This is a genomic window from Pseudomonas sp. LARHCG127, assembly GCF_052871455.1.
The window spans coordinates 273,921-295,832 of the sequence record NZ_JBIXJT010000003.1 but is presented as its reverse complement, the minus strand read 5'-3'; the positions used below and the strand labels follow the sequence as shown (position 1 = coordinate 295,832).

The 21,912-nt window shown below is 62.3% G+C and carries 16 protein-coding genes and 1 pseudogene; 10 read left to right on the top strand and 7 right to left on the bottom strand.

From position 1 onward, the window contains the following. Nucleotides 1–117: 117 nt before the first annotated feature. On the bottom strand, nt 118–1,455 hold the full coding sequence (locus tag ACIPQ1_RS07115) for a cation:proton antiporter (protein ID WP_411384713.1): 1,338 nt from the start codon (nt 1,453–1,455) through the stop codon (nt 118–120). 321 nt (nt 1,456–1,776) lie between these two features. Between ACIPQ1_RS07115 and ACIPQ1_RS07110 the strand changes: the two genes are divergently transcribed. Genes ACIPQ1_RS07110 through ligD form a run of 4 tightly spaced genes read left to right on the top strand, consistent with a single transcriptional unit; the run spans nt 1,777 to nt 7,933 of the window. Next, a complete protein-coding gene (locus ACIPQ1_RS07110; RefSeq protein WP_446533843.1) occupies nt 1,777–3,162 on the top strand; it encodes an iron-containing redox enzyme family protein in 1,386 nt (461 codons plus the stop codon). 10 nt (nt 3,163–3,172) lie between these two features. Then, a complete protein-coding gene (locus ACIPQ1_RS07105) occupies nt 3,173–4,186 on the top strand; it encodes a methyltransferase (protein ID WP_446533842.1) in 1,014 nt (337 codons plus the stop codon). Continuing rightward, complete coding sequence (locus tag ACIPQ1_RS07100) at nt 4,158–5,321, top strand: carboxylate-amine ligase (protein ID WP_446533841.1); 1,164 nt, start codon at nt 4,158–4,160, stop codon at nt 5,319–5,321. Before ACIPQ1_RS07105 ends, ACIPQ1_RS07100 begins: the two co-directional genes overlap by 29 nt. Beyond that, the gene (gene ligD, locus ACIPQ1_RS07095; protein ID WP_446533840.1) at nt 5,318–7,933 is read left to right on the top strand and encodes a DNA ligase D; all 2,616 of its coding nucleotides are present in this window, start codon (nt 5,318–5,320) and stop codon (nt 7,931–7,933) included. Before ACIPQ1_RS07100 ends, ligD begins: the two co-directional genes overlap by 4 nt. Nucleotides 7,934–8,117: 184 nt before the next feature. Here the strand turns inward: ligD and ACIPQ1_RS07090 are convergent, their stop codons facing one another. Beyond that, the gene (locus tag ACIPQ1_RS07090) at nt 8,118–12,263 is read right to left on the bottom strand and encodes a CheR family methyltransferase (protein WP_446533839.1); all 4,146 of its coding nucleotides are present in this window, start codon (nt 12,261–12,263) and stop codon (nt 8,118–8,120) included. 150 nt (nt 12,264–12,413) lie between these two features. Beyond that, nucleotides 12,414–13,025 carry a Yip1 family protein gene (locus ACIPQ1_RS07085; RefSeq protein WP_446533838.1) on the bottom strand — a complete coding sequence of 204 codons (612 nt, stop codon included), beginning with the start codon at nt 13,023–13,025 and terminating at the stop codon, nt 12,414–12,416. 167 nt (nt 13,026–13,192) lie between these two features. On the opposite strand from ACIPQ1_RS07085, the gene ACIPQ1_RS07080 reads away from it, so the two are divergent. Genes ACIPQ1_RS07080 through ACIPQ1_RS07070 form a run of 3 tightly spaced genes read left to right on the top strand, consistent with a single transcriptional unit; the run spans nt 13,193 to nt 14,678 of the window. Beyond that, nucleotides 13,193–13,693, top strand: a complete 501-nt coding sequence (locus ACIPQ1_RS07080; protein ID WP_250965073.1) for a CinA family protein — start codon at nt 13,193–13,195, stop codon at nt 13,691–13,693. A gap of 9 nt (nt 13,694–13,702) precedes the next feature. Further along, entirely contained in the window at nt 13,703–14,221 is a 519-nt protein-coding gene (locus ACIPQ1_RS07075; protein ID WP_446533837.1) for a hypothetical protein, read from the top strand. 7 nt (nt 14,222–14,228) lie between these two features. Beyond that, nucleotides 14,229–14,678, top strand: coding sequence for a DUF421 domain-containing protein (locus tag ACIPQ1_RS07070; protein ID WP_186705687.1), 450 nt, complete (start codon nt 14,229–14,231; stop codon nt 14,676–14,678). A gap of 201 nt (nt 14,679–14,879) precedes the next feature. Here the strand turns inward: ACIPQ1_RS07070 and ACIPQ1_RS07065 are convergent, their stop codons facing one another. Beyond that, a complete protein-coding gene (locus ACIPQ1_RS07065) occupies nt 14,880–15,737 on the bottom strand; it encodes an SDR family oxidoreductase (protein ID WP_434570502.1) in 858 nt (285 codons plus the stop codon). Between the two features lie 187 nt (nt 15,738–15,924). On the opposite strand from ACIPQ1_RS07065, the gene ACIPQ1_RS07060 reads away from it, so the two are divergent. After that, entirely contained in the window at nt 15,925–16,329 is a 405-nt protein-coding gene (locus tag ACIPQ1_RS07060) for a VOC family protein (RefSeq protein ID WP_434570500.1), read from the top strand. Nucleotides 16,330–16,504: 175 nt separating this feature from the next. On the opposite strand, the gene ACIPQ1_RS07055 is transcribed toward ACIPQ1_RS07060, so the two are convergent. Beyond that, nucleotides 16,505–17,653 (bottom strand): MalY/PatB family protein, encoded by a 1,149-nt coding sequence (locus ACIPQ1_RS07055; RefSeq protein ID WP_446533836.1) that lies wholly within the window; start codon nt 17,651–17,653, stop codon nt 16,505–16,507. A gap of 180 nt (nt 17,654–17,833) precedes the next feature. Between ACIPQ1_RS07055 and ACIPQ1_RS07050 the strand changes: the two are divergent. Continuing rightward, nucleotides 17,834–19,343: pseudogene (locus ACIPQ1_RS07050) on the top strand (methyl-accepting chemotaxis protein). Between the two features lie 16 nt (nt 19,344–19,359). Here ACIPQ1_RS07050 and ACIPQ1_RS07045 read toward each other — a convergent pair. Both ACIPQ1_RS07045 and ACIPQ1_RS07040 read right to left on the bottom strand, forming a co-directional pair. Further along, complete coding sequence (locus ACIPQ1_RS07045; RefSeq protein ID WP_446533835.1) at nt 19,360–19,953, bottom strand: NADPH-dependent FMN reductase; 594 nt, start codon at nt 19,951–19,953, stop codon at nt 19,360–19,362. After that, nucleotides 19,950–20,804, bottom strand: a complete 855-nt coding sequence (locus tag ACIPQ1_RS07040; RefSeq protein WP_411384700.1) for a sterol desaturase family protein — start codon at nt 20,802–20,804, stop codon at nt 19,950–19,952. Before ACIPQ1_RS07040 ends, ACIPQ1_RS07045 begins: the two co-directional genes overlap by 4 nt. 67 nt (nt 20,805–20,871) lie before the next feature. Here ACIPQ1_RS07040 and ACIPQ1_RS07035 point away from each other — a divergent pair, with 67 nt between their 5' ends. Next, on the top strand, nt 20,872–21,834 hold the full coding sequence (locus tag ACIPQ1_RS07035) for an AraC family transcriptional regulator ligand-binding domain-containing protein (RefSeq protein WP_446533834.1): 963 nt from the start codon (nt 20,872–20,874) through the stop codon (nt 21,832–21,834). Nucleotides 21,835–21,912: the final 78 nt, after the last annotated feature.

Genomic DNA, 21,912 nt, shown 5'->3' with positions numbered 1-21,912 from the left:
GGCGTGGTTGTTGCCCCCGCTGGGTTCCCCCCCCCCCCCCCCGCGGGGGCCCCCCCCCCCCCCCCCGGGGCCCCCCCCCCCCCCCCCACAACAGCGTTCATCTCCTGCCACAGTGCCTCAACGCGGATGCTTGCGGCGCTCGTACCATGCCAGGGTCGGCTGGGTCGTGACCCCATGAATCAAAATACTCAAGGCCACCACCGACAGGGTGAGGTTGATGCACAGTTGCGCCACGCCTGGCGGCAGGTCATGGTTCAAGGCGAAAAACAGATAGAACAGGCTGCCGACCCCGCGAATGCCAAACCAGCCGATCAGCAGCCGTTGCGGTCCGTCGAGCAATCGCCGCCAGGGCACCACCAGCACACTCAACGGGCGAATCACGACAAACAGCAGGGCGCCGACCGCCAAGGCTCGCCAATCCCAATGGTTGGCCAGCACGACCCCCAGCAACGTCACCAGGAACACCTCCATCGACCGTTCCACCAGACTGCCGAACGCCAGCATGTCGCTCATCATGACCCCGGCGGCCAGTTGGCCATCGTCCAGCGACTCGGTATCCCCTGCGACGGCTTGTTGGGGATCGACGGTTTCGTGGCCCACCACCGGTTGCACCAGGTGCTCCGCCGGCGGTGCCGTTTCATCGGTGGATTTGACCTCGGCCTGACGCAGCCCCAGCCCGGCGGCGAACACCGAGAGAAATCCGTAGCCCTGGATCCACTCCGCCACGACGTAAGCCAAGGCAATCAGCGCCAGGGCCAGATAGTCGTTGGGCGACAAGGTGCTGTCGGCATTCCTGATGCGCATCGACAAGGTCAACTTGCCGATGCCACGGCCCATCCAGTAGCCGACCAGCAAACCGGCCGGCACGGCCCACAGGACGTTGCGCAGCAGCCATTCACCGAGAAAACCGCTGCCGTCTTCACGGAGCATCAACAGGCCGAGGATCACGAAGGGAAACGCCGTGCCGTCGTTCAGTCCCGCTTCGCCCGACAGGCCGAACCGCACTCGGTCGTCATCCCGGGCATCGTTGACCTGCACCAACGCCGCCAATACCGGGTCGGTGGGCGCCAGCATCGCGCCGATCAGCATCGACACGCCCCAGCTCAGGCCCAACAGATAGTGCAGCGCCAGGCACAGGCCGGCGATGCACAGGATCATCACCGGCCCGGCCAGCCCATAGGCCACGCGCCAGGTCCGGTCGTTGAGAGGCAGGCGCAACTTGAGGCCGCTGACGAACAGCGAAAACACCACAGCGACTTCCGTGAGGTGTTCCATCCACACCGACGAGTCGCTGATGTCCAGCCTCAGCACGCCCAACCCCAGCGGCCCGATGGCAACGCCCAGCACCAGGCACATCGCCGAGGTGGTGACCGGCATCCAGCGCAGATAAGAGGCCGTCAGGGCCAGGGTCAGCAACACCGCACCGAGCACCGCTACCCATACTGTGAACGTCATCGTTGCTCCTTGGGATAACCGAGTGTCGACTAACCGTGGCGAGGGAGCTTGCTCCCGCTCGAGTGCGAAGCGCTCGCGGCATTGGGGTCGCTTCGCGACCCAGCGGGAGCAAGCTCCCTCGCCACAACAGCGCTCTCGACATCTACAACTGGGTAGTTCTCAGCATTCGAGGGCTGAAGCGAAACGAGGGTTCCCATCATCTACGCATCGCCCCGTTTATCCGCCTGCCGTTCAACCCAATGGAATTTTTCGCCGTTCCCAGCGCTCTGCAACAAAAGAGACGTTCTGATTCAGCGTCCGCCGAGAACCCAAGAGGCCCTTATGACTGCGCTGACACCCCTCCAATCCCGGCCAGCCACCGTGCACCCTGTCACCCATGGGGGACAGGTGCGCCAATGCTATGAGCGGCTGTTCCAAGGCCCTGACGACGCTGACAAGCAAGCCGTCGCCCAAGCCTTCCTCCAGCAATGCCTCGCAAAGGCTGCGGCGCTGCCCCAGGAGATGCCGGACGATCCCATGGCGCTGTCGACCTGGGTCGAGCACCACAGCGCCGGCGTCGCCCGGCAATACGCGGATTACCTGGAACGGCGAAAAAGCGGCGGCCCGCGGGAGTTTTTCAGCAACAAGGCTCACGCCCTGTACTTCCTGCAAGCTGTTGCGCCGACCAAACGGGTGGACGGCGCCTGGCTGTATGGCGTGGTCAAGCATTGGCACGACCACCGTTTCGAAGGGTTGCTGTGCACCTACCTGGAAGAGCTGGGGGACGGTCATCCGTCACAGAACCACGTGGTGCTTTATCGCAAGCTGCTCGCCGAACACGACCTGTCGGACGCCCCGGACATCGACGATGACCTGTATCTGCAAGGCGCCGTGCAACTGGCCCTGGGTTATGCCGGCGACGAGTACCTGCCGGAGGTCATCGGCTACAACCTGGGCTACGAGCAATTGCCCCTGCATCTGCTGGTCAGTGCTTACGAGCTGAGCGAGCTGGACATTGATCCGTACTATTTCACCCTCCACGTCACCATCGACAACGCCAGCACCGGCCACGCCCACAAGGCCGTGCAGTCGCTGTTGCAACTGATGCCGATGGAAGCCGACCGGGAGGCCTTCTGGCAACGAGTCACGCTGGGTTATCGCCTCAATGACCTGGGGCAGGGCAGCCGGGCCATCATCGGCGCGTTCGACCTGGATCGCGAGGTGCTGGACATGCTCGAACGCAAGCGCCCGTTCGGCCAGCACATGCACTCCGACTACTGCAAGTTCGAAGGCAAGACCGTCAACCAGTGGCTTTCGGAACCGGGCCAGTTGCAAGGGTTCCTGGCCGCGATGCAAAACAAAGGCTGGATCAAGCGTCATGAAGATCCGCAAAACAGCCGTTTCTGGACGCTGATCGATGGGCCAGGCGCGGCCATGTTCGGGGTGTTCAGCCCCTACGAAAAACAACTGCTGCGCGACTGGATTGCCGGTGACTGGCGGGATGAGGGCGCGAAATCCGCTGCCCGGCGTGGTTCGGGCGCCGTGTGTGAGCCCGTGACGCCGATGGACGATCCCGATGTGCAAAGCCTGCAACTGGCGCTGCAAGGCCGCACGCCGGACGAGCAGATGCAGGCCCTGGTGCCCTGGCTTTGCGCCCGCTGCCACAGCCATCCGGCCGGACTGTTGGCGACTCGCCGGTTCATCGAACTCAAATCCGCACTTCGCTAGGGAGCCCTGCATGACTGAGGAAGCACGCCTGTCCGAACCGGACCTTGCGCTGTTACAACTGGGCCGACGCCTGCAAGCCGACGGCTACCGTTTCGTCACCCCGACGCCGCTGACCCACGAACGGGTCAACCAGCGGCCCGGCAATGAGCGTTCCAAGACCTTGCGGGACGTGTTCGGCTGGTCGCGTCCGTTTGCGCCGGGGCTGATCAGCGCCGACGAACAGCGGCAACTGCAAGACGCCCAGGTGCTGGAAGCACGCGATGGCTTGCTGTATAGCCGGGTGCGCTGGTCGAGCCTGGATGGCTTGCTGTTTGCCCATTCGCAATTTCCCACCCAGGCCAATGATGCGGTGTTTTTCGGCCCTGACAGCTACCGCTTCGCCCAACTGATCCATACTCATCTGCAGCAGAACTTCACCGCCGTGCAGCGCGCCGTGGACATCGGTTGCGGCGCCGGTGTCGGTGCCATCGTGATTGCCCGCGCCCGCCGTGAAGCGCAAGTGCTGGCCGTGGACATCAACCCTCAAGCCCTGCGCCTGTGCGCGGTGAACGCCGCGCTGGCGGAGGTGGCCAACGTCGAGGTCAGCCGCAGCGACGTGCTGCAAGACGTGGTCGGCGACTTCGACCTGATCGTCGCCAACCCGCCATACATGGCCGATCCCGCCGAGCGCGCCTATCGCCACGGTGGCGGAACATTGGGCGCCGGGCTGTCGCTGCGTATCGTCGAGCAGGCCTTGCCCCGGCTCACACCGGGCGGCTCGCTGGTGCTCTATACCGGCGTGGCGATGGTGGACGGACGCGACCCGTTCCTGGAAGCGCTGGGGCAGTGGCGTGACTCAGCGGATTTCGGCTGGACCTACAAGGAATTGGACCCGGACGTGTTCGGTGAGGAATTGCTCACGCCGGGTTATCAGGACGTGGAAAGGATCGCCGTGGTGGCGTTGGTTGTAACCCGCATTGGCGCAGGTCTCGGCGGGGCTATCGGAGGGACTATCGATGAACAGGCGCATGAAGTTCGGCGTTGAAGAGGAGTATTTCATCACTGATTTGCAAACCCGTTGCATGCCGGGTGAGCCCCCCGCGCATGTGATCGCGGCGTGCCAGGCCGAGCTGGGCAAGCATTTCGCCCATGAAATGTTCCAATGCCAGGTGGAGATGGCCTCGCCCATCTTTCGCAGCCTGCCCGAAGCGGCCGATTACCTGGCCCAGGTGCGCAGCGGCCTGACCAAGCGCTTGGCCGAGCATGGCCTGGGCCTGCTCAGCGCGGGCTCGCATCCGATGGCCACCCAAGTGCTGCAGCCCACCGATGAGCTGCATTTCCAGCAATTGTTCGATGACTATCAGCGGGTGGCGCGGCGCAGCGTGCTCTCGGGCCTGCACGTCCACGTGGAAGTGCCCGCGACCCAGGACCGGGTGCGGGTGATGAATGAGATCCTGCCGTGGTTGCCAATGTTCTTGGCCCTGAGCGCGTCGTCGCCATTCTGGAACGGTGGCAACAGTGGTTTCAGCAGCTATCGACAAGTCGCTTGCGATGAATGGCCGCGCATGGGCGTGCCGGAGTATTTCGAAGATGAATCGGCGTTTGCCGGCTACGTGGACATGCTCATGCGCACCGGTTCCATTCGCCAGGCCAGCGATTGCTGGTGGGTGATACGACCTTCGTCACGTTATCCCACGCTGGAGCTGCGCATTTGCGATGCCTGCCCTCGGGCAGAGGACGTGCTGTGCCTGGTCTCGCTGTTTCGCCTGATGGTGGCCCATGCCGTCACGCTGCGCCGGCCCGGCGCCCACTACAGCCAGATGTCCCAGTGGATCCTCAAGGAAAACCGCTGGCGGGCCAAGCGCCACGGGATTCTCGCGGAGTTTATCGTCGAGGGGCAGGAGCAACCGATGCTGATCGGTGAATGGCTCACCCTGGCGGAGCAGACCTTCGGTGAAACCGCTGCCGAGTTGGGCGTCCAGGACGTGTTCAAGCAGGCCCGCCGGATCGTCCAGGAAGGCTCCAGCGCCGATCGACAGATCGTGCTCTACGAACAAGGCCTGCTACTGGGTGATTCGGTCGAACAGGCCTTGAGCCGCGTGGTCGATCAGTTGCTCGCGGAAACCGCCGGGATGCCCGTCGCCGATCCAGCGTTGCAGCAAGTGGCAGGTGGTCCATGAGCAGCAAGACCCTGGATGACTACAACCGCATGCGCGATTTCGCCGCCACCCCGGAGCCGGCGGCGAAACGCTCACGAAAATCGGCAAAAAGCGCCCATGCCCTGCAGTTCTGCATTCAAAAGCACGATGCCACGCGGCTGCATTATGACTTCCGGCTGGAGCTGGACGGCGCGCTCAAGAGCTGGGCAGTGCCCAAGGGGCCCTCCCTGGACCCGAAGGCCAAGCGCCTGGCCGTGCATGTCGAAGATCATCCGCTGGATTACGCGACGTTCGAGGGCAGTATTCCCGAAGGCCACTACGGTGCCGGTGACGTGATCGTCTGGGACCGGGGCGTCTGGATTCCCCAAGGGGATCCCCACGAGGCCTATGAAAAAGGCCGGCTCAAGTTCGAGCTGCAAGGCGAAAAGCTCAGCGGCCTGTGGAACCTGGTGCGTACCCACATGCCCGGCAAGCAAGAGCAATGGTTCCTGATCAAGCATCAGGACCCGGCCGCCCGCCCCGAGAGCGAATACGATGTGGTCCAGGCCGAGCCGGACAGCGTGCTCAGCGATCGCACCATCGTGCCCAAGCGCCGAGGCAAGGCCGCGGCGGCCAACGCGGTGAAAAAACCGGAAAAAGCCGCCCAGCCTAAATCACCGAAACGCACCTCGAAAACCACCCTCAGCGGCGCAGTCGCCGGGCCGCTGCCGGAAACCCTCAAGCCGGAGCTGGCGACGCTGGTGGAAAGCGCACCCGACGGCGAATGGCTCTATGAGATCAAGTTCGACGGTTACCGGGTCATGGCACGCATCGAAAACGGCGACGTCAGGCTGCTGACCCGCAACGGCCATGACTGGACCCACAAGTTGCCAAGACAGGCCGAGGCCTTGGCCGCGCTGGGGCTGGAATCGGCCTGGCTCGACGGCGAGATGGTGGTGGCCAACGACGACGGCGTGCCGGACTTCCAGGCCCTGCAAAACGCCTTCGAGGCCGGCAGCAGCGGCAAGATCGCCTATTACCTGTTCGACATGCCTTATCTCAATGGCATGGACTTGCGCAAAGTGCCGGTGCAAGAACGCCGGGCCGCCTTGGCCGCGGTACTGGAGCCCAACGAAAGCCCCTTGCTGCGGTTTTCCGATGCGTTTGAGGAAACCCCCGATGCGCTGCTCAACAGCGCCTGCCAGATGAGGATGGAAGGGCTGATCGGCAAGCGCGTCGGCAGTGCCTATGTGTCCAGGCGCAGCAATGACTGGATCAAGCTCAAGTGCAAGAATCGCCAGGAGTTCGTGGTGGTGGGCTTCAGCGATCCCAAGGGCGCGCGAAGTGCCTTTGGTGCCTTGCTGCTGGGGCTGCACGATGCCGACAGCGGCCAGTTGCGCTACGCCGGCAAGGTCGGCACCGGGTTCAACGAAACCACCCTTAAAAGCATCTACCAGCAGCTGTTGCCCCTGGAGACGAAAAAGCCCGCCGTGGTAAATCCGCCCACCGGCTACGAAGCCAAGGGCGTGCACTGGCTCGAACCGACGTTGTTGGCCGAGGTGGCTTTTGCCGAAATGACCAAGGAAGGCTCGGTGCGCCATGCGGTTTTCCATGGCTTGCGTGACGACAAGCCGGCCGAGGCCATTACCCAGGAGCTTGCCAAACCCGTGAAGAAAACCACCGCGACGAAGAAAACCAGCACCCAGGACGCGCCTGAAGCGACGCCGGCCAAGGGCAAGTCGAAGACAAAAGCCAAGACGCCGGCGATGGACGGCAAAGTGCGTATCACCCACCCGGACCGGGTCATCGACGCCAGCAGCGGCACCACCAAGCTGCAATTGGCCGAGTACTACGCCAGCGTGGCCGAATTCATCCTGCCGGAGCTGGCGGAGCGCCCGGTGGCCCTGGTCCGGGCGCCGGAAGGTATCGCCGGCGAGCTGTTTTTCCAGAAGAACCCCGAGCGCCTGGCGATTCCCGGCATCACCAGCCTGGACAAGGAGCTGACCGGGCAGCCGGTGATGATCATCAACAACGCCGAGGCGCTGATCGGCGCGGTGCAGATGAGTACGGTGGAACTGCACACTTGGAATGCCACGTCCGTCGACCTGGACAAGCCCGACCGTTTCGTACTCGACCTTGACCCGGACCCGGCGCTGCCCTGGAAAAGCATGGTCGAGGCGACGCAACTCACGTTATCGGTGCTCGATGAGCTGGGGCTCAAGGCGTTCCTCAAGACCAGCGGCGGCAAGGGCATCCATGTGGTGGTGCCGTTGACGCGCAAGCTGGGTTGGGATGAGGTGAAGGGCTTTAGCCATGCGATTGTCAGTCATATGGCCAAGTTGTTGCCGGACCGGTTCTCGGCGGTCTCCGGGCCGAAGAACCGGGTAGGGCGGATCTTTATCGATTATCTGCGCAATGGGCTGGGGGCTACCACCATCTGCGCGTATGCCGCTCGGACTCGGGAAGGGCTGCCGGTGTCGGTGCCGATTTTTCGAGAGGAGGTGGCTGAGCTCAAGGGGGCCAATCTTTGGAATGTGCACAATGTCCATGAGCGTCTGGCGGAGGTTGGGCACGAGCCTTGGGCTGGGCTTAAGAAGACCCGGCAGAGTATTACGGCTGAGATGCGTCGGCGTATTGGTATGAGGAAGATTTAAGGTATTGGGGTGTATATCCGTTACATCATGTGACTGAACCACCGCCATCGCGAGCAAGCTCGCTCCCACATTGGATCTTCAGCGGGCACGAAGTCCATGTACACCGTGAAATCTGTGGGAGCGAGCTTGCTCGCGATGAGGCCGGCACATCCAACATCTTTATTGCCTGAGAGCGCAGCCCGACTCAATAAACCTGCGAACGCAACAACTGCTCAATCGTATCAATCAGCTCATCATAGGAAACCGGCTTGCCAATGTGCTGATCAAACCCCGATTGCCGGGACTTCTGCATATCCACCGACGCCCCATACCCCGTCAACGCAATGGCCGGAATGTGTTTGACATGGGGCAACTTGCGCAATGCCTGCATCAGCTCATGCCCGTTCATCACCGGCATGCCCAAGTCAGAAATCACCACATCGAAACGGGCGTCCCGGGCGCTTTGCAAGGCCTCTTGCGGCAGGTCGAAGGCGAGGACCTGGGCGTCTTCCATCTCCAACAGCAGTTTGAGGGTATCCAGCACTTCGGGAGAGTCATCCACCAACAGCACGGTCAGGCCGCTCAGACGACCGGATTGCTCACTGCTGGGCGCTTGCTTGGCTTGTGGTTCTTCGAGCTTGCTCAAGGGCAAGCGAATGGTAAAGGTGCAGCCCTTGCCCAACCCATCGGACTTGACCTCCACGCTGCCGCCATGGGCCTCGGTCAACTGCCGCACCAGGGACAGGCCGATGCCCAACCCTTCGCGTTGATGGGTCGCGTGTTGGGTCTCGGCCTGGCCGAACAGGTCGAATACTTCGTTCAAATGCTCGGCCTCGATGCCCACGCCGGAGTCCTTGACGTCCAGTCGCGCCATGCTGCCGTCCTTGCTGGCGATCAACTGCACGCGGCCACCGTTGGGGGTGAACTTCAGGGCATTGTTCACCAGGTTCCAGATGACCTGCTCCAACCGGGTCGGGTCGGCGTTGACGATCAGCTCGCCGGGCCCCTCGGGCAATTCCAGGGTCACCTTGTTCGGGTGATTGTCATTGATCACCACCGTGTAGATATCCTGGAGCACCCGGCCCAGGTCCACGGCCTGGCGCTTGAGCTTGAGCTTGCCGGTGCGCACCCGGGCCACGTCCAGCAGGTCATCGATGATCCGTGCCTGGCTGGCCACGGCGTCACAGATGGTGTTGACGGCCTTGGCCGCGGCGCTGACGGTCTTGGTCACTGGCAAACGCCGCAACAACTCGGCGTTGAGCTGGATGAGGTTCAGCGGGTGCTTGAGTTCGTGGGACATGACTGCGAAGAACTCGTCCTTCAGGTGGCTGGTGTTCTGGGTTTCCATCAGCCGTTGGGTCTGTTCCTCGTGCAGGCGCTTGTGCCCGGTCAGGTCGCGGGCGATTTTCACGTAGCCCTGCTGGTGGTCGCCTTGTAGCAAGGTGACCTCGCCACTGCAGAAGAAGCGGCTGCCGTCCTTGCGCAGGTGCCAGCGCTCGTCCTCGCTACGCCCGTTGGTCCGGGCCAGCCTCAATTCGTTTTCCGGCACGCCGTCGGCGCGGTCCTGGGGCGAGAAGATGAAGTCGTAATAGGCGCCCTCGGCTTCGGCCTTGGAATGGCCGAAAATCAATTCGGCCCCGGTGTTCCAGCGGGTGATCACGCCATGTTCATCCAGCAGGATGATCGCGTAGTCCCGGGTGCTTTCGGCCACCAGTCGCATGCGTTCTTCTCCCAGGCGCAGTTCTTCTTCGGCCGCCCGGCGCTTGCTGATGTCGATGAAGGTCAACACCGTGCCGTCGATGTGGTCCTCGCTGGAGCGGTACGGCAGCAGCCGGGCGATGTACCAGCGGCCGTCGTTGCTGCTGACTTCCCGTTCGATCATGTTCAAGGACTCGAACACTTGCGTGGCGTCCGAAGCCATGTCGGCGTAATCCAGGCGATGGGTGATGTCCAGCAGCGAGCGGCCGGTGTCCACCGGCAGCATGCTGAAGATCTCCGTGGCCCTTGGCGTGAACCACTTGATGCGCACGCTGCGGTCGACGAACACCGTGGCGATGTCGGTGGAGGCGATCAGGTTGGTGAGGTAGTCGTTGATCTTGTCGGTTTCTTCGACCTTGGTCTTGAGCTCGTAATTGACCGTCAGCAGTTCTTCATTGATCGACTGAAGCTCTTCCTTGCTGGTCTCCAGCTCTTCGGTGGCCGAGCGCAACTCTTCGTTGATCGCCTGCATTTCCTCATTGGAGGCCTTGAGTTCCTCGCTGGAGACTTCGGCCTGCTCGATGGTGTCCTGCAGATGCAGTTTGGTGCGCTGCAGTTCCCGTTCAAGGTTGGAGAGGACCTGGTTTTCGGTCTGGTCGGTGTTGGATTCAAGCTGTTCGGCCGCGTCGACTTCCACCTCATCGAACACCACCAAGACAAAGTCACCGTCGGACTGGTCGTCGCGATAGGGCTGGGCCAGCAGATCCACCAGGAACCGTCGGTCATTCCGCTCGAGGTTGACCTGGCGCGACTTGACCGCCTGGCCACTTTGGTTGACTTGGAACAGGGTGGTGCGGATTTCCAGGCGCAACTGCGGATTGATCAGCGTCAGCAGGTTGCGCGACATCTCACCGCCGACATGGCGCAGGAAGCGACCGGCGCTTTCAGAGATGTGCAGGATGTCGGCGTTGGCGTCGACGATCATGCTCGGCGGCGCGGAGCGTTCGATGGCGCGCAGGTGGATGTCGGCAAACGACACCTTGCGTATCGGGGGGGCCAGGGGCGTCGTCGGGGAGGCCGTCGTGCGCACATAACCGCCGCGAGGCATGGTCGGTGTACGGCGGCTGCTGGCGGTGCCGTACTTGCTGCGGAAGATCCGGTTGCGCTTGTCCACTGGCGTAAACAGCTCATGGCAGGCATCGGCCGACTCCGACGAACCGAGGAACAGATAGCCCCCCGGTCGCAGGGCGAAGTGGAACATTTGCAGGATTTCGCGCTGGACCTCGCGGTCGAGGTAGATCAGCAGGTTACGGCAGACGATCAGGTCGATCTGCGAGAACGGCGGATCCGACAGCAGGTTGTGCTTGGCGAACAGCACCCGCTCGCGGATCTCCTTGCGCACGCGGTAGTTGTGGCCATCCTTAAGGAAGTATTGACGCAGCCGGGTCGGGGGCACGTCGGTGATGATCGCCTCTGGGTACGCGCCGTTACGGCCCGCAGTAATGGCGCGTTCATCGATATCGGTGGCAAACACTTGCAGCTTCGCGGGACTGGCGTCATGCACCAGTTGATCGCTGACCAGCATCGCCAGGGTGTAGGCCTCCTCACCGGTGGAACAGCCCGCCGACCAGACGCGTACTTCCTCTGGAGGCACGCTGCCGGGCTCGACGGGTTGGAGCAGGCTGGGCAGCACGTCCCGCTCCAGGGCTTCGAATGCCTCACGGTCACGAAAGAAGTTGGTCACGCCGATCAGCAGGTCGCCGAGCAAGGCCTTGGTTTCATCCGGATGGTTCTGCAGGTAGCTGTAGTAGGACGGTAAATCCGCCTGGGCGGTGACCTGCATCCGCCGTTCGATACGGCGCAGCACCGTGGCGCGTTTGTAGTGCTTGAAGTCATGGCCGGTACCGGCGCGCAGTTGCACTAGGATGTCATGCAGTGACTGCTCGGCCGCGGCGGCCTCGCGCTCGGAGGTCGGCGGCTGGGTGTGAATTTCCGGGTCATTGGCGGTGGGCAGGCGGATTGCCTGGGAGTTGTGCCACAGCTCCAGGAGCTTTTGCGGTATTTCCGCCACTGGCAGCACCAGATCGACCATCTGGGTATCGATGGCCGCCTGGGGCATGCCATCGAACTCGGCATCTGTCGGGGATTGGGCGATGGTCACGCCGCCTTGTTCCTTGATTCTCGACAGGCCCACGACGCCGTCGGAGCCGGTGCCCGACAACACCAGGCAAAAGGCCCTTTCCTTGTGCACATCCGCCAAGTCGCGGAAGAACAGGTCGATGGCCACGTGCCCGCCCTGGCGGGGTTCGGCCGGGGTGACATGCAGATAGCCGTCATTCATGTGCAGGCTTTGGGCGGGGGAAATCACGTAGACGTGGTTCTTGCGGATCGGCACCGTTTCGGTGACCTGCAGCACCGGCATCTTGGTCGTTTCCTGGATGATCTTGCCGGCCAGGCTCTGATGGTCCGGCGCCAGGTGCAGGACGATGACGAACGCCATGCCGTTGTCCTTGGGCATGTGCTCGAAAAACTGCTTGATGGCCTGCAAGCCGCCCGCCGAAGCGCCGATTCCCACCACCGGGAAGTTCAGGTCACTGGGGCTCAGCTCTCGTCGCTGTGGCACGTTGGGAGAGCGCTTGCTTGGCGATGACATAATTCTTGGCCTTAAAGGGCGGGGCAATCCAGTCCCGCCACATCGAATTCAGGGGGGCAAAACTCGCAGGATAATCCGGTTGCACAAAGATTGCGAAGACCGGGCACTGCAAAGCCGCCGTCACCGGCATTGTGCGCCCCGAAAACGCCCTCAGCCCACCGGCACACGCAGATATTCCGGCTGCAGGTAGTTGAACCAGAGCAGGATCATTTCCACCAGGATCGTCACCAGGACCAGCAAACCGACGCCCCAGACACTAGCCGAATACAGCAGGCCCTGTTCTTTCTTGAGGCCCATGAACTTGGGCAATCCGACGAACAGCAGGAAGGTCGAGTAGGCCGACGCCAGCAACAACACCGCCACGGCCAGCCAGCGGCTCGGATACAACCCGAAAAACCCGGCCAGGAAGTAGGGCGTGGCGGTGTAGGCGGCGAAACCAATGCATTGGTTGACCGTCGGACGCACCTCGAAGGTCCGGGACATCCAGCGGATGAACAGCCCCATCAGCGTGACGCCGACCACGATGGTCAGGTACAGCAGCGCACACAGCTGGAACGCGCTGGCACTGCTGAGTCGTACCGTTTCGTTTTCGGCCAGGCTCCAACCGGTCCAAGTGGTGCCGATGAACAGGCACACCGCTGGGATCAGCGCGAGCAACAGCAAGTGAGCCAGGTAGTGGCGTGGATGCGCCTGTTCCTGTTCGCGAATGTCGGCCCAGGCGAACTCAGGATGCGTGAACAGTTTGACGAAAGGTGCAGACATGACGACCTCCTGATCAGGACGGCCCCTGCATGAGGCCCATGTAGGTTTGAGGTACGGCTACAGACAGGGGTTTCATTTATTTCCAGGATCTGGCTGACGGTGCGATAAAGGGAATGAATCAAAACGGCAGGGGTCAACCCATCAGCATCCCTGAAGGACCGTTTGCCATGACTGTTGCCCAAACCCTGGTTGATTATCTGCGCGAACATGACCTGCGCCTGACCACGGCCGAATCCTGTACCGCCGGGCAGATTGTCACGCTGCTGGCCGAGGTGCCCGGCAGTGGTTCACTGATCGAAAGCGGCTACGTGGTGTATTCCCCTGAAGCCAAGCAGCGCTTGCTCGGTGTCAGCCCACGCACCATCGAGACGTTCAATCTCACCAGTCGGGAAGTCGCCGAGGAGATGGCTCTTGGTGCCTTGCGCGATGCCAATGCCAACGTAGCAGTGGCGACCACCGGCCTGCTCGGGCCAGAGGATAAGGACGGTATTCCCGCCGGCACCGTCTGTTTTGCCTGGGCGTTCGAGGTGAACGGCCAGCGCGCCTTGTTCAGTCGCCGCGAGCGGTTCTTCGGCAACCGCAGCCAAGTGCAATTGTGGGCCGCCGAATACGTGTTGCAGCAATTGCCCACTTTTCACCACCGCGCCGTGGCGGGTGAGCGTCGATAGGGGCCGACCATGACCGATCAAGACGAGCAGGACGATCACCGCAGCCGCCAATTCCCGGTGCGCGAAGACATGGTCTTCCAGCACAAGGTCTGGCGTTTTGAGCGAGTGGGCTGGTACGTATTGGTGCTGCTGGTGATCCTGACCTTGCTCGGCCTGTTTTCCCGAGGCCCGTTGAGCGACCGGGAGTTGTACAGCAGCGACGGTAGCCTGGGCGTTGAATACCAGGCGTTCCACCGCAACGGCTCCGCGAATGCCATGACCATCCGGCTCAAGGGCCAACCCAACGCCGTGCTGGAAGTGGCGTTGGGCGGCGATTGGCTGGAAGGTTTCGAGGTGCAAGCGCTGCAACCGCCACCGATGCGTTCGGCGGGCGCGGGGCAGGGCATGACGCTCTGGGTCCAAGCGGACAAGCAAGGCCAAGCCAGCCTGTATCTGTCATTGCTCGGCGAAGGGTTCGGCACCTATCACAGCCGCATCGCCACCCCTGGCGGTGCCACGGTCAGTTTCAAACAGTTCATATTTCCTTAGGTGACTTATGGATTCGGTACTGCGAGCCGCCGCGTTGTATGCGGCATTGATGGTGTTGTTCAAGATCGCCGGACGGCGTTCCCTGGCCGAGATCACCACGTTCGACTTCGTGTTGTTGATGATCATCGGCGAGGCCACTCAACAGGCGCTGTTGGGCGATGACTTCTCGATGACTAACGCGCTGATGGTGATCGTGACGCTGATTGCCATCGATGTCGGTTTTTCATTGCTCAAGCTGCGCTCCCAATGGGTTTCACGGCTGATCGATGGCGGCCCGACCATCATCGTCGAGGACGGGCGCATCCTCCGTGGTCGGATGCGCCATGCGCGGTTGATCGAGGCGGACATCATGGAGGCCGCGCGCTCCAGCCAAGGCATCGAGACCCTGGAGCAAATCAAGTTTGCGATTATCGAGCGTAACGGGAAGATTTCGGTGATTGCCAAGGAGCCGTCCTGAGCACCGTCACTAGACACTTTTTGTGGCAAGGGGGCTGTTGTGGCGAGGGAGCTTGCTCCCGCTGGGTCGCGAAGCGGCCCCCAACGACCAGACAACTCGGTGTTGGCAAGAATTGAGGGGCTGCTTCGCAGCCCAGCGGGAGCAAGCTCCCTCGCCACAGGTAAAACACAGGTAAAACGCAGGTAAAACATTGCGCTTTGCTTAAAGCATCGGCTTGCCCCCGGTAATCCCATAACGGGCCCCGGTGATGTAGCTGGCTTCGTCCGAGGCCAGCAGCACATAGATCGGCGCCACCTCAACCGGCTGGCCAGGACGGCCAAGGGGTGTCTGGGAGCCGAAATTCTGCACTTCTTCCTCGGGCATGGTCGCCACGATCAGCGGCGTCCAGATCGGTCCCGGCGCCACGCTGTTCACCCGGATGCCCTTGGGCCCGAGCATTTGCGCCAGGCCGCCGGTGAAGTTGGCGATGGCGCCCTTGGTGGTGGCATAGGCCAGCAGCGTCGGCTTGGGCATGTCGGAGTTGACCGAGGTGGTGTTGATGATCGAACCACCAGGCTTCATGTGCGGCACGGCGGCCTGGCAGATCCTGAACATCGCCGTGATATTGATATCGAAGGTGCGCACCCATTCCTCGTCGGGAATTTCCTCGAGGGTTTCGTGAGTCATCTGGAACGCGGCGTTGTTGACCAGGATGTCGATACGCCCGAAGCGGGCGACGGTTTCATCGACGATCTTGCGGCACAGGCCTTTGTCCGCCAGGTCACCGGGCAGCAACAGGCACTGGCGTCCGGCTTGTTCGACCCAGCGCGCGGTTTCCTTGGCGTCTTCGTGCTCGTCCAGGTAGGCAATCGCCACGTCCGCGCCTTCACGGGCGAAGGCTATGGCGACGGCGCGACCGATGCCGCTGTCGGCGCCGGTGATCAGGGCGATCTTGTTCGCCAGGCGTCCGGAGCCGGTGTAGCTCTGTTCACCGCAGTCCGGGTACGGATCCATTTTGCGCTGGGTGCCGGGTACCGGCTGGCTTTGTTTCGGAAAAGGCGGGAAAGGGTAGTCGGCCATTGTCGTTCTCCAGTTGGGTTGCGATGGAGGGTGGACTTTGGGGTGTCGGGCGGAGTTCGGTCGGATTGTCCGGTCAGTCGATGAGCGTGACGAGGGCTGTTTCGTCGGTGAATAGGCGGCATCGGGCGAACATTGGAGGTTGCGGTATTCTCCAACCCACGTACGGATTTGAAAGAGGAGCAGGGCCATGTTCAGCCACATCCAGATCGGCGCCCGCGACCTGCCGAAAATGGTCGCTTTTTATGACGCAGTCCTCGGCTGCCTGGGACTGGAGCGCATGGCGAGCGAAAACGACTCGGGCCCGCCGGGGGAAGGCTGGCGCCAGCCGGGCAAGCACTGGCCCCAGGTGTTTGTCCAACTGCCGTTCAACGGCTTGCCCGCGACCTGGGGCAATGGCATGCAAGTGAGCTTCGCCGCCGACTCCCCGCAAACCGTCCGCGCTGCCTGGGAACAGGCGATGGCCATGGGCGGTACCGACGAAGGCCCACCCGGTCCGCGGCCGCAATATTGCGAAGGCTATTTTGGCGCGTATTGCCGCGATCCGGAGGGGAACAAGCTGTGTTTTGTTTATGCGCCGGATATGCAGGAATAAAGCGCCGATCCAACGCGCGCAGAAGCCCCTGTGGCGAGGGAGCTTGCTCCCGCTGGGCTGCGCAGCAGCCCCCTCAATTCTCACCAACACCGAGTTGTGTGGTCGTTGGGGGCCGCTTCGCGACCCAGCGGGAGCAAGCTCCCTCGCCACAGAGGCTTCTGCGTCGCCGGTTGGATCAACCCCTGGCTTTCAGGCTGCGCTCCATCCGCGCAATCCCTTCCTCCAGCAGCGCCCGCGGGCAGCCGAAGTTCAGGCGCACGAACTGCCCGGCATCGTCACCAAAATCCAGCCCGGCACTGAGCCCGACCTTGGCTTCCTTCAAGAAGAATCCTTGCGGGTCATCCAGCTCCAAGCCTGAACAATCCAGCCAGGCCAGGTAAGTGCCCTGGGGCACGGTCATGGTGATGCCCGGCAGGCGAGTGTTCACCGCCTCGACCAGGTAATTACGGTTGGCTTGCAGGTAGGCTTTGAGGGCTTCCAGCCACGGGCCGGCCTCGCTGTAGGCCGCGCGGGTCGCTTCCAGGCCCAGGGCATTGACGCTGTCGACCATGCCTGCCCGGGCGCTGTTGACCCGTTCGCGCAGCTTGGCGTTCTGGATGATCGCGAACGAGGTTTTCAGCCCCGCGATGTTGTAGGCCTTGCTGGCGGACATCAGGGTGATGGTGCGCTCGGCAATCTCGGGGCTGAGGGACGCAGTCGGTATGTGCACGCGACCGTCGAAGCACAGTTCGGCATGGATCTCGTCGGAGATGATCCAGGCGTCCTGCGCCAGGCAAATGTCGGCCACGGCCTGGAGTTCTTCACGCTCGAACACTTTGCCCAGCGGGTTGTGGGGATTGCTCAGCAACAAGGCGCCGCCGCCCTGCAACGCTTCGCGCAACGCGGCCAACGGCGTATGGAACTCACCGTTGACCGGGGTGAACGGCAATTCCACTTTGTTCAACTGCCAGTGACCAGGGGCGTGGCGCAGCGGCGGGTAGTTGGGCACCTGCACCACGACGTTCTGCCGGGGTTCCACCAAGGCATGCAGCGCCATGTTGAAACCTGGCTCGACGCCGGGCAGGAACACGATCTGCTGAGGCTCGACGCGCCAGGCGTACTTGCTCCACAGGTCAGCCGTGATGGCTGCACGCAGATCGTCCTGGGCGACGCTGTAGCCGAGCATCGGATGTTCGAGGCGCTTGTGCAGTGCGTCAATGACCATCGGCGGGGCGGCGAAATCCATGTCGGCCACCCACATCGGCAACACATCCGCCGGGTAGCGGCTCCATTTGGTACTGCCGGTGCCGTGGCGCTCCAATACGGTGTCGAAATCGAAAGTCATGGGGGTTCCATCAGTCAGTCATGAGATGGCGGACATCATAAAGCAAAGGCCGCTGAGAAAAGCTTGGTGGCGCAGTGCCACTAATTGATGATAATCAGTTAAAGTTCCCTCTCGAAACGCCGCTAAGCCATTTACGGCATTTGGTAACGGACCTCCAAGTCTTTGAAAAGGACGACCCCCATGACATCGCCCGTGCGCTTTAACGACCACCACCGTAAAGCCGACCGCATCATGCTGGGGCTGCTTTGGCTGGCGCTGCTGTATTCCCTGCCTGGCCTTCCTGCACTCGACGTTCACCCAGGCGTTGCTGGTGGGGGCGACCACCTGCGTGGCGAGCACCGGGCTTTATCGCGTCCTGGCGGGCACGCGGGCCATGCGCTGCGTCATTGCGGTGGCGTTGATGGTCATGGCGGCGCTGCATATCAACCAGACCCACGGCGTGACCGAGTTCCACTTCGGGATCTTCGTGCTGCTGGCCGTGTTGACGTTCTACCGTGACTGGCTGCCGATTGTCGTGGCCGCCGCCACCATCGCGGTTCATCACCTCAGTTTTCACTGGCTTCAACACCAGGGTTATCCGGTGTTCGTCATGGAGACTCACGGCGGCTGGTCGATGATCTTCCTCCACGCGTTCTACGTGGTGGTGGAAAGCGTGATCCTGATTTACCTGGCGAACCAGAGCCTGGCCGACGCCACGGAAAACCAGGAGGTGCTCGACAAGGTATTGGCAGCGGCCGCTCAGTTGAGCCATGACACCGACAGGCAGCGCGGTGAGGGCGCCAAGGTTTCTTCGAGCGAGCGTTTCGATCATTTCCTCCAACAGGTCACCCAACTGGTGGACGGTGTGGTGCGCGACACCCGCAACCTCTCGGACCTGGGCCAGGACTTGTCCCAGGTTGGCCAGACCCTGGAAACCGGCGCCCGCCACCAACTCGATGAAGTGGCACAGATGAGCGGTGCGATCGGCCATCTGGTCCAAGCCATGGAGAACATCGCCGGCCACGTCGACCAGACCTTGCTGCGTGCCGGCCAGGCCAATGAGCAGGTCAACCGCGGACGCAGCACGGTTGACCAGACCCGGGAAGAGATCGTCGAGCTGGCAGGGCGCATCAACCTGACCAACGACACCGTGCAGGTGCTGGCCGAGCAGGCCCAGCAAATCGGCCAGGTGCTGGATGTGATCAACGGCATCGCCGAGCAGACCAACCTGCTAGCCCTCAACGCCGCCATCGAAGCCGCCCGTGCCGGCGATCAGGGCCGCGGGTTCGCGGTCGTGGCCGACGAGGTCCGCACCCTGTCACAAAAGACCTCGACGTCCACCACCGAGATTCAACAGATCATCGCCAAGCTGCAACAAGGCAGCCGCCAGGCCGCCGCCGCGATGCAAGACAGCCGCGACGGGGTAGAACGCTGCGTGTCCGCCAGCCAAATGGCTTCGCAACTGTTGCATGCCGTGGTCGAAGACATCGCCGTGATCAACCATTTCAACGACCTGATTGCCAGCACCACCCAGGAGCAATCCCAGGCGTCGATAGGCATTAGCCAGCGTCTGCAAAGCGTGCAGGCCGTGGCCGAACGCAACGCCGACAACATCGGCGTCCTGACCCGCAGCAGCCAATGCTTGCCACCGTTGGCGGAGCGATTGGCGGTGCTGGGGCAGGCGTTTCATGGGAAATCCGGGGCGGCCTGAGCGCAGGACTTACCGCCTACATACCGGTAGAAAACGCCGGAGGCTGTTCAAGGGCCCGCCTTATCTCGCGACATGCAACGTCGTACTGGCTGAGCAGGCGCAACGCCCAATCAGCACGTTCGCGAATGCGCTTGTCGTCTTCGTTGGCCGGCGCCTGGTCATTGAACATCGATTCCACGTTTCGAATGATCAGGTGTTCAGGCAAATAAAGGAGCCGGCAATTCTTGTAACTCGACGCACGCAACTCGGCGATCGGGTACGCGCCGCCCAGGCCCGCCGAGACACCCACCAACAGCGCGGGTTTGTGCCCGAGCTCGCTGATCCCCGCGTACAGGAAGAAGTTCTTCAGCGCCGGGCAGGCCATGCCGTTCCATTCCGGACTGATCACGATCAGCGCCGTCGCTTTGGCAAGGATCGTTTGTTGAGCGGGCCACAGCTGGTCGCGGTCTTGTTCCGGCCAAAGCGGCAGTCGGCTGGTGGCCAAGTCAATCAAGTCGCTGGCCTCCCACAGGTTCAGATCTGTCAGTCGCTGTCGCAGATGATTTGCCACTTTGAGCGACTGGCTGCCCGCCCGATTGGAACCCGACAGCACGACGATACGGCGGCTCACGGCGTCACCTCCGGTTGGACGCGGGTCTTGGGCGCGGTACGGCGAGCGCGTACGACGGGCCAGAACAATTCTTCTTGCCAACTGATCGGCGACAGATGCTCGATGCCGTAGGCCGGCGGACGTCGGCGCGTGATCTTTGCGGTCCCAAACAAGACGTCCCATAGAAACAGCAGGTTGCCGAAGTTGCCTTTGTAATGGGTGACACCGTCCTCGGCCGTCAAGCCATGGTGGGCCGAGTGGGTGGCCGGGGTCGAAATCGTCCGCTCCAGGATCCAGACCAGGGGCCGCAACACGCGAACGCCATACAATTTGTCATCCCAGGCCACGCTGCTGTGCGCGGCGAAAATGACGGTCATCTTGATGATCAAATAGACGTAGTAGACCGGCGCAAGGCCCAGGTAGATCAGCATGCCGGACAGCCAGATACCGGGCATGAGCAGGTAGTAGAAGCTGTTGTTGCGGTAAACGATCCGGACACTCATGTAGGGCGCGGAGTGATGGGCACGATGCAGTGCGTAGAGGGCGGGCACCCGGTGGGTCAGGCGATGCCACCAGTATTGCGTCATGTCGTCCAGCAGCAGGAACAACACGAAACCCGCGGCCCAAGGGATTGCCACCAGCGCATCCTTCATCTGCGGGGCAGCCAGGCCGAGCAGCTTGCCGCTCAGCCACATGACAGCAGGGAAGGTGATTGCCACCAGGATCCCGGAGCCGATGACTTCAATCAGTACGTCACGCCTGCCGGCCGATGACTGGCGCAAGGCCGAGCAAGCAAGTTCCAGCAAAATGAAGGCGAGGAATATCCCGGCCACGACAGCGGAAGGATTATTGGCGAGCATTGTTGTATTCATGGCACTCTCGATTAAGGCCCCAGCGGGCAATGCCATTTCATTAGAAGCCAGCGAGTCAGCCCTCCCAATGCGCGAAACGGACAGAATCGAGCGAGAAGCGGTCAATCGCTCACCCCAACGCTTTCACCGGGGCAAATTGGGCCAGGTGCTGGAGCGTTTCCTGGACAGTCATGCGGGCGGGAAGCACAAGGACTACAACCTGATCGAACTGGATCAGCTCTGGCGCGAGGCTGCACGGGTCGATCCGGCGATCGGCTTGAACTTGTTCGGGTTATTCACGCCGCAGGACTGGCACGTCCTGGCCTACCTTTGCCTGTACAGTCCTGACGTCCTCTCGGCCATGCAGCTCTGGGCGCGGTACGCACCGCTGGCCGCTGACACCGACACGGTGCGCTTGGTCAATGATGAGAACGGCCTGGGGGTCGAGTTGAATGTCGACGCGCCGGGTGATCTGGCGCGGTATGTGGTCGAGCACTACGGCGTGATGGCCATTACGCAACTACGACAAGGAACGGGGAGGGACGTACAACCGGTTCTCGCCCAATTCGCCCATTCGCGACCCTCGTACTACCTCCAGTACAGCCACTGGTTCGGCGACCGTGTCGAGTTCGATTGCACGGTCAACTGTTTCTACTTCGATGCCCCCAGCACACGTCTGCCGATGCAAACGCGTCATCACGGACTGCTGGAGCTGCTGACTCAGGAACTCGACCGTCGGTTGGCCACGCATCGCCACTTCAGCGGTTGGTCGGCCCGGCTCGCCGAGGGCGTTCGACAATCGCTGGCCAAAGGCGAGACGCCGACGTTGGTGGATCTGGCGCACGCGCTGCACCAGACGCCCAGGACGCTGCGCCGGCGCCTTGAAGAACAAGGCACGACCTTCAGGCAATTGCTCGACCAGGTGCGCGCCGAACTGGAGCAACTCCTGGAAATGCAAGGCGAACCTAAAGCGCAGATCGCCGCCCAACTGGGCTACAGCGATACGACCGCCTATCTGCATGCACGAAACCGGTGGCGTGCGGTGAAGTAAGCCACTCCGCGTATTGCAGGCGTGTGCACATCGTGGCGAGGGAGCTTGCTCCCGCCGGGGTGCGAAGCGCCCCCAAAA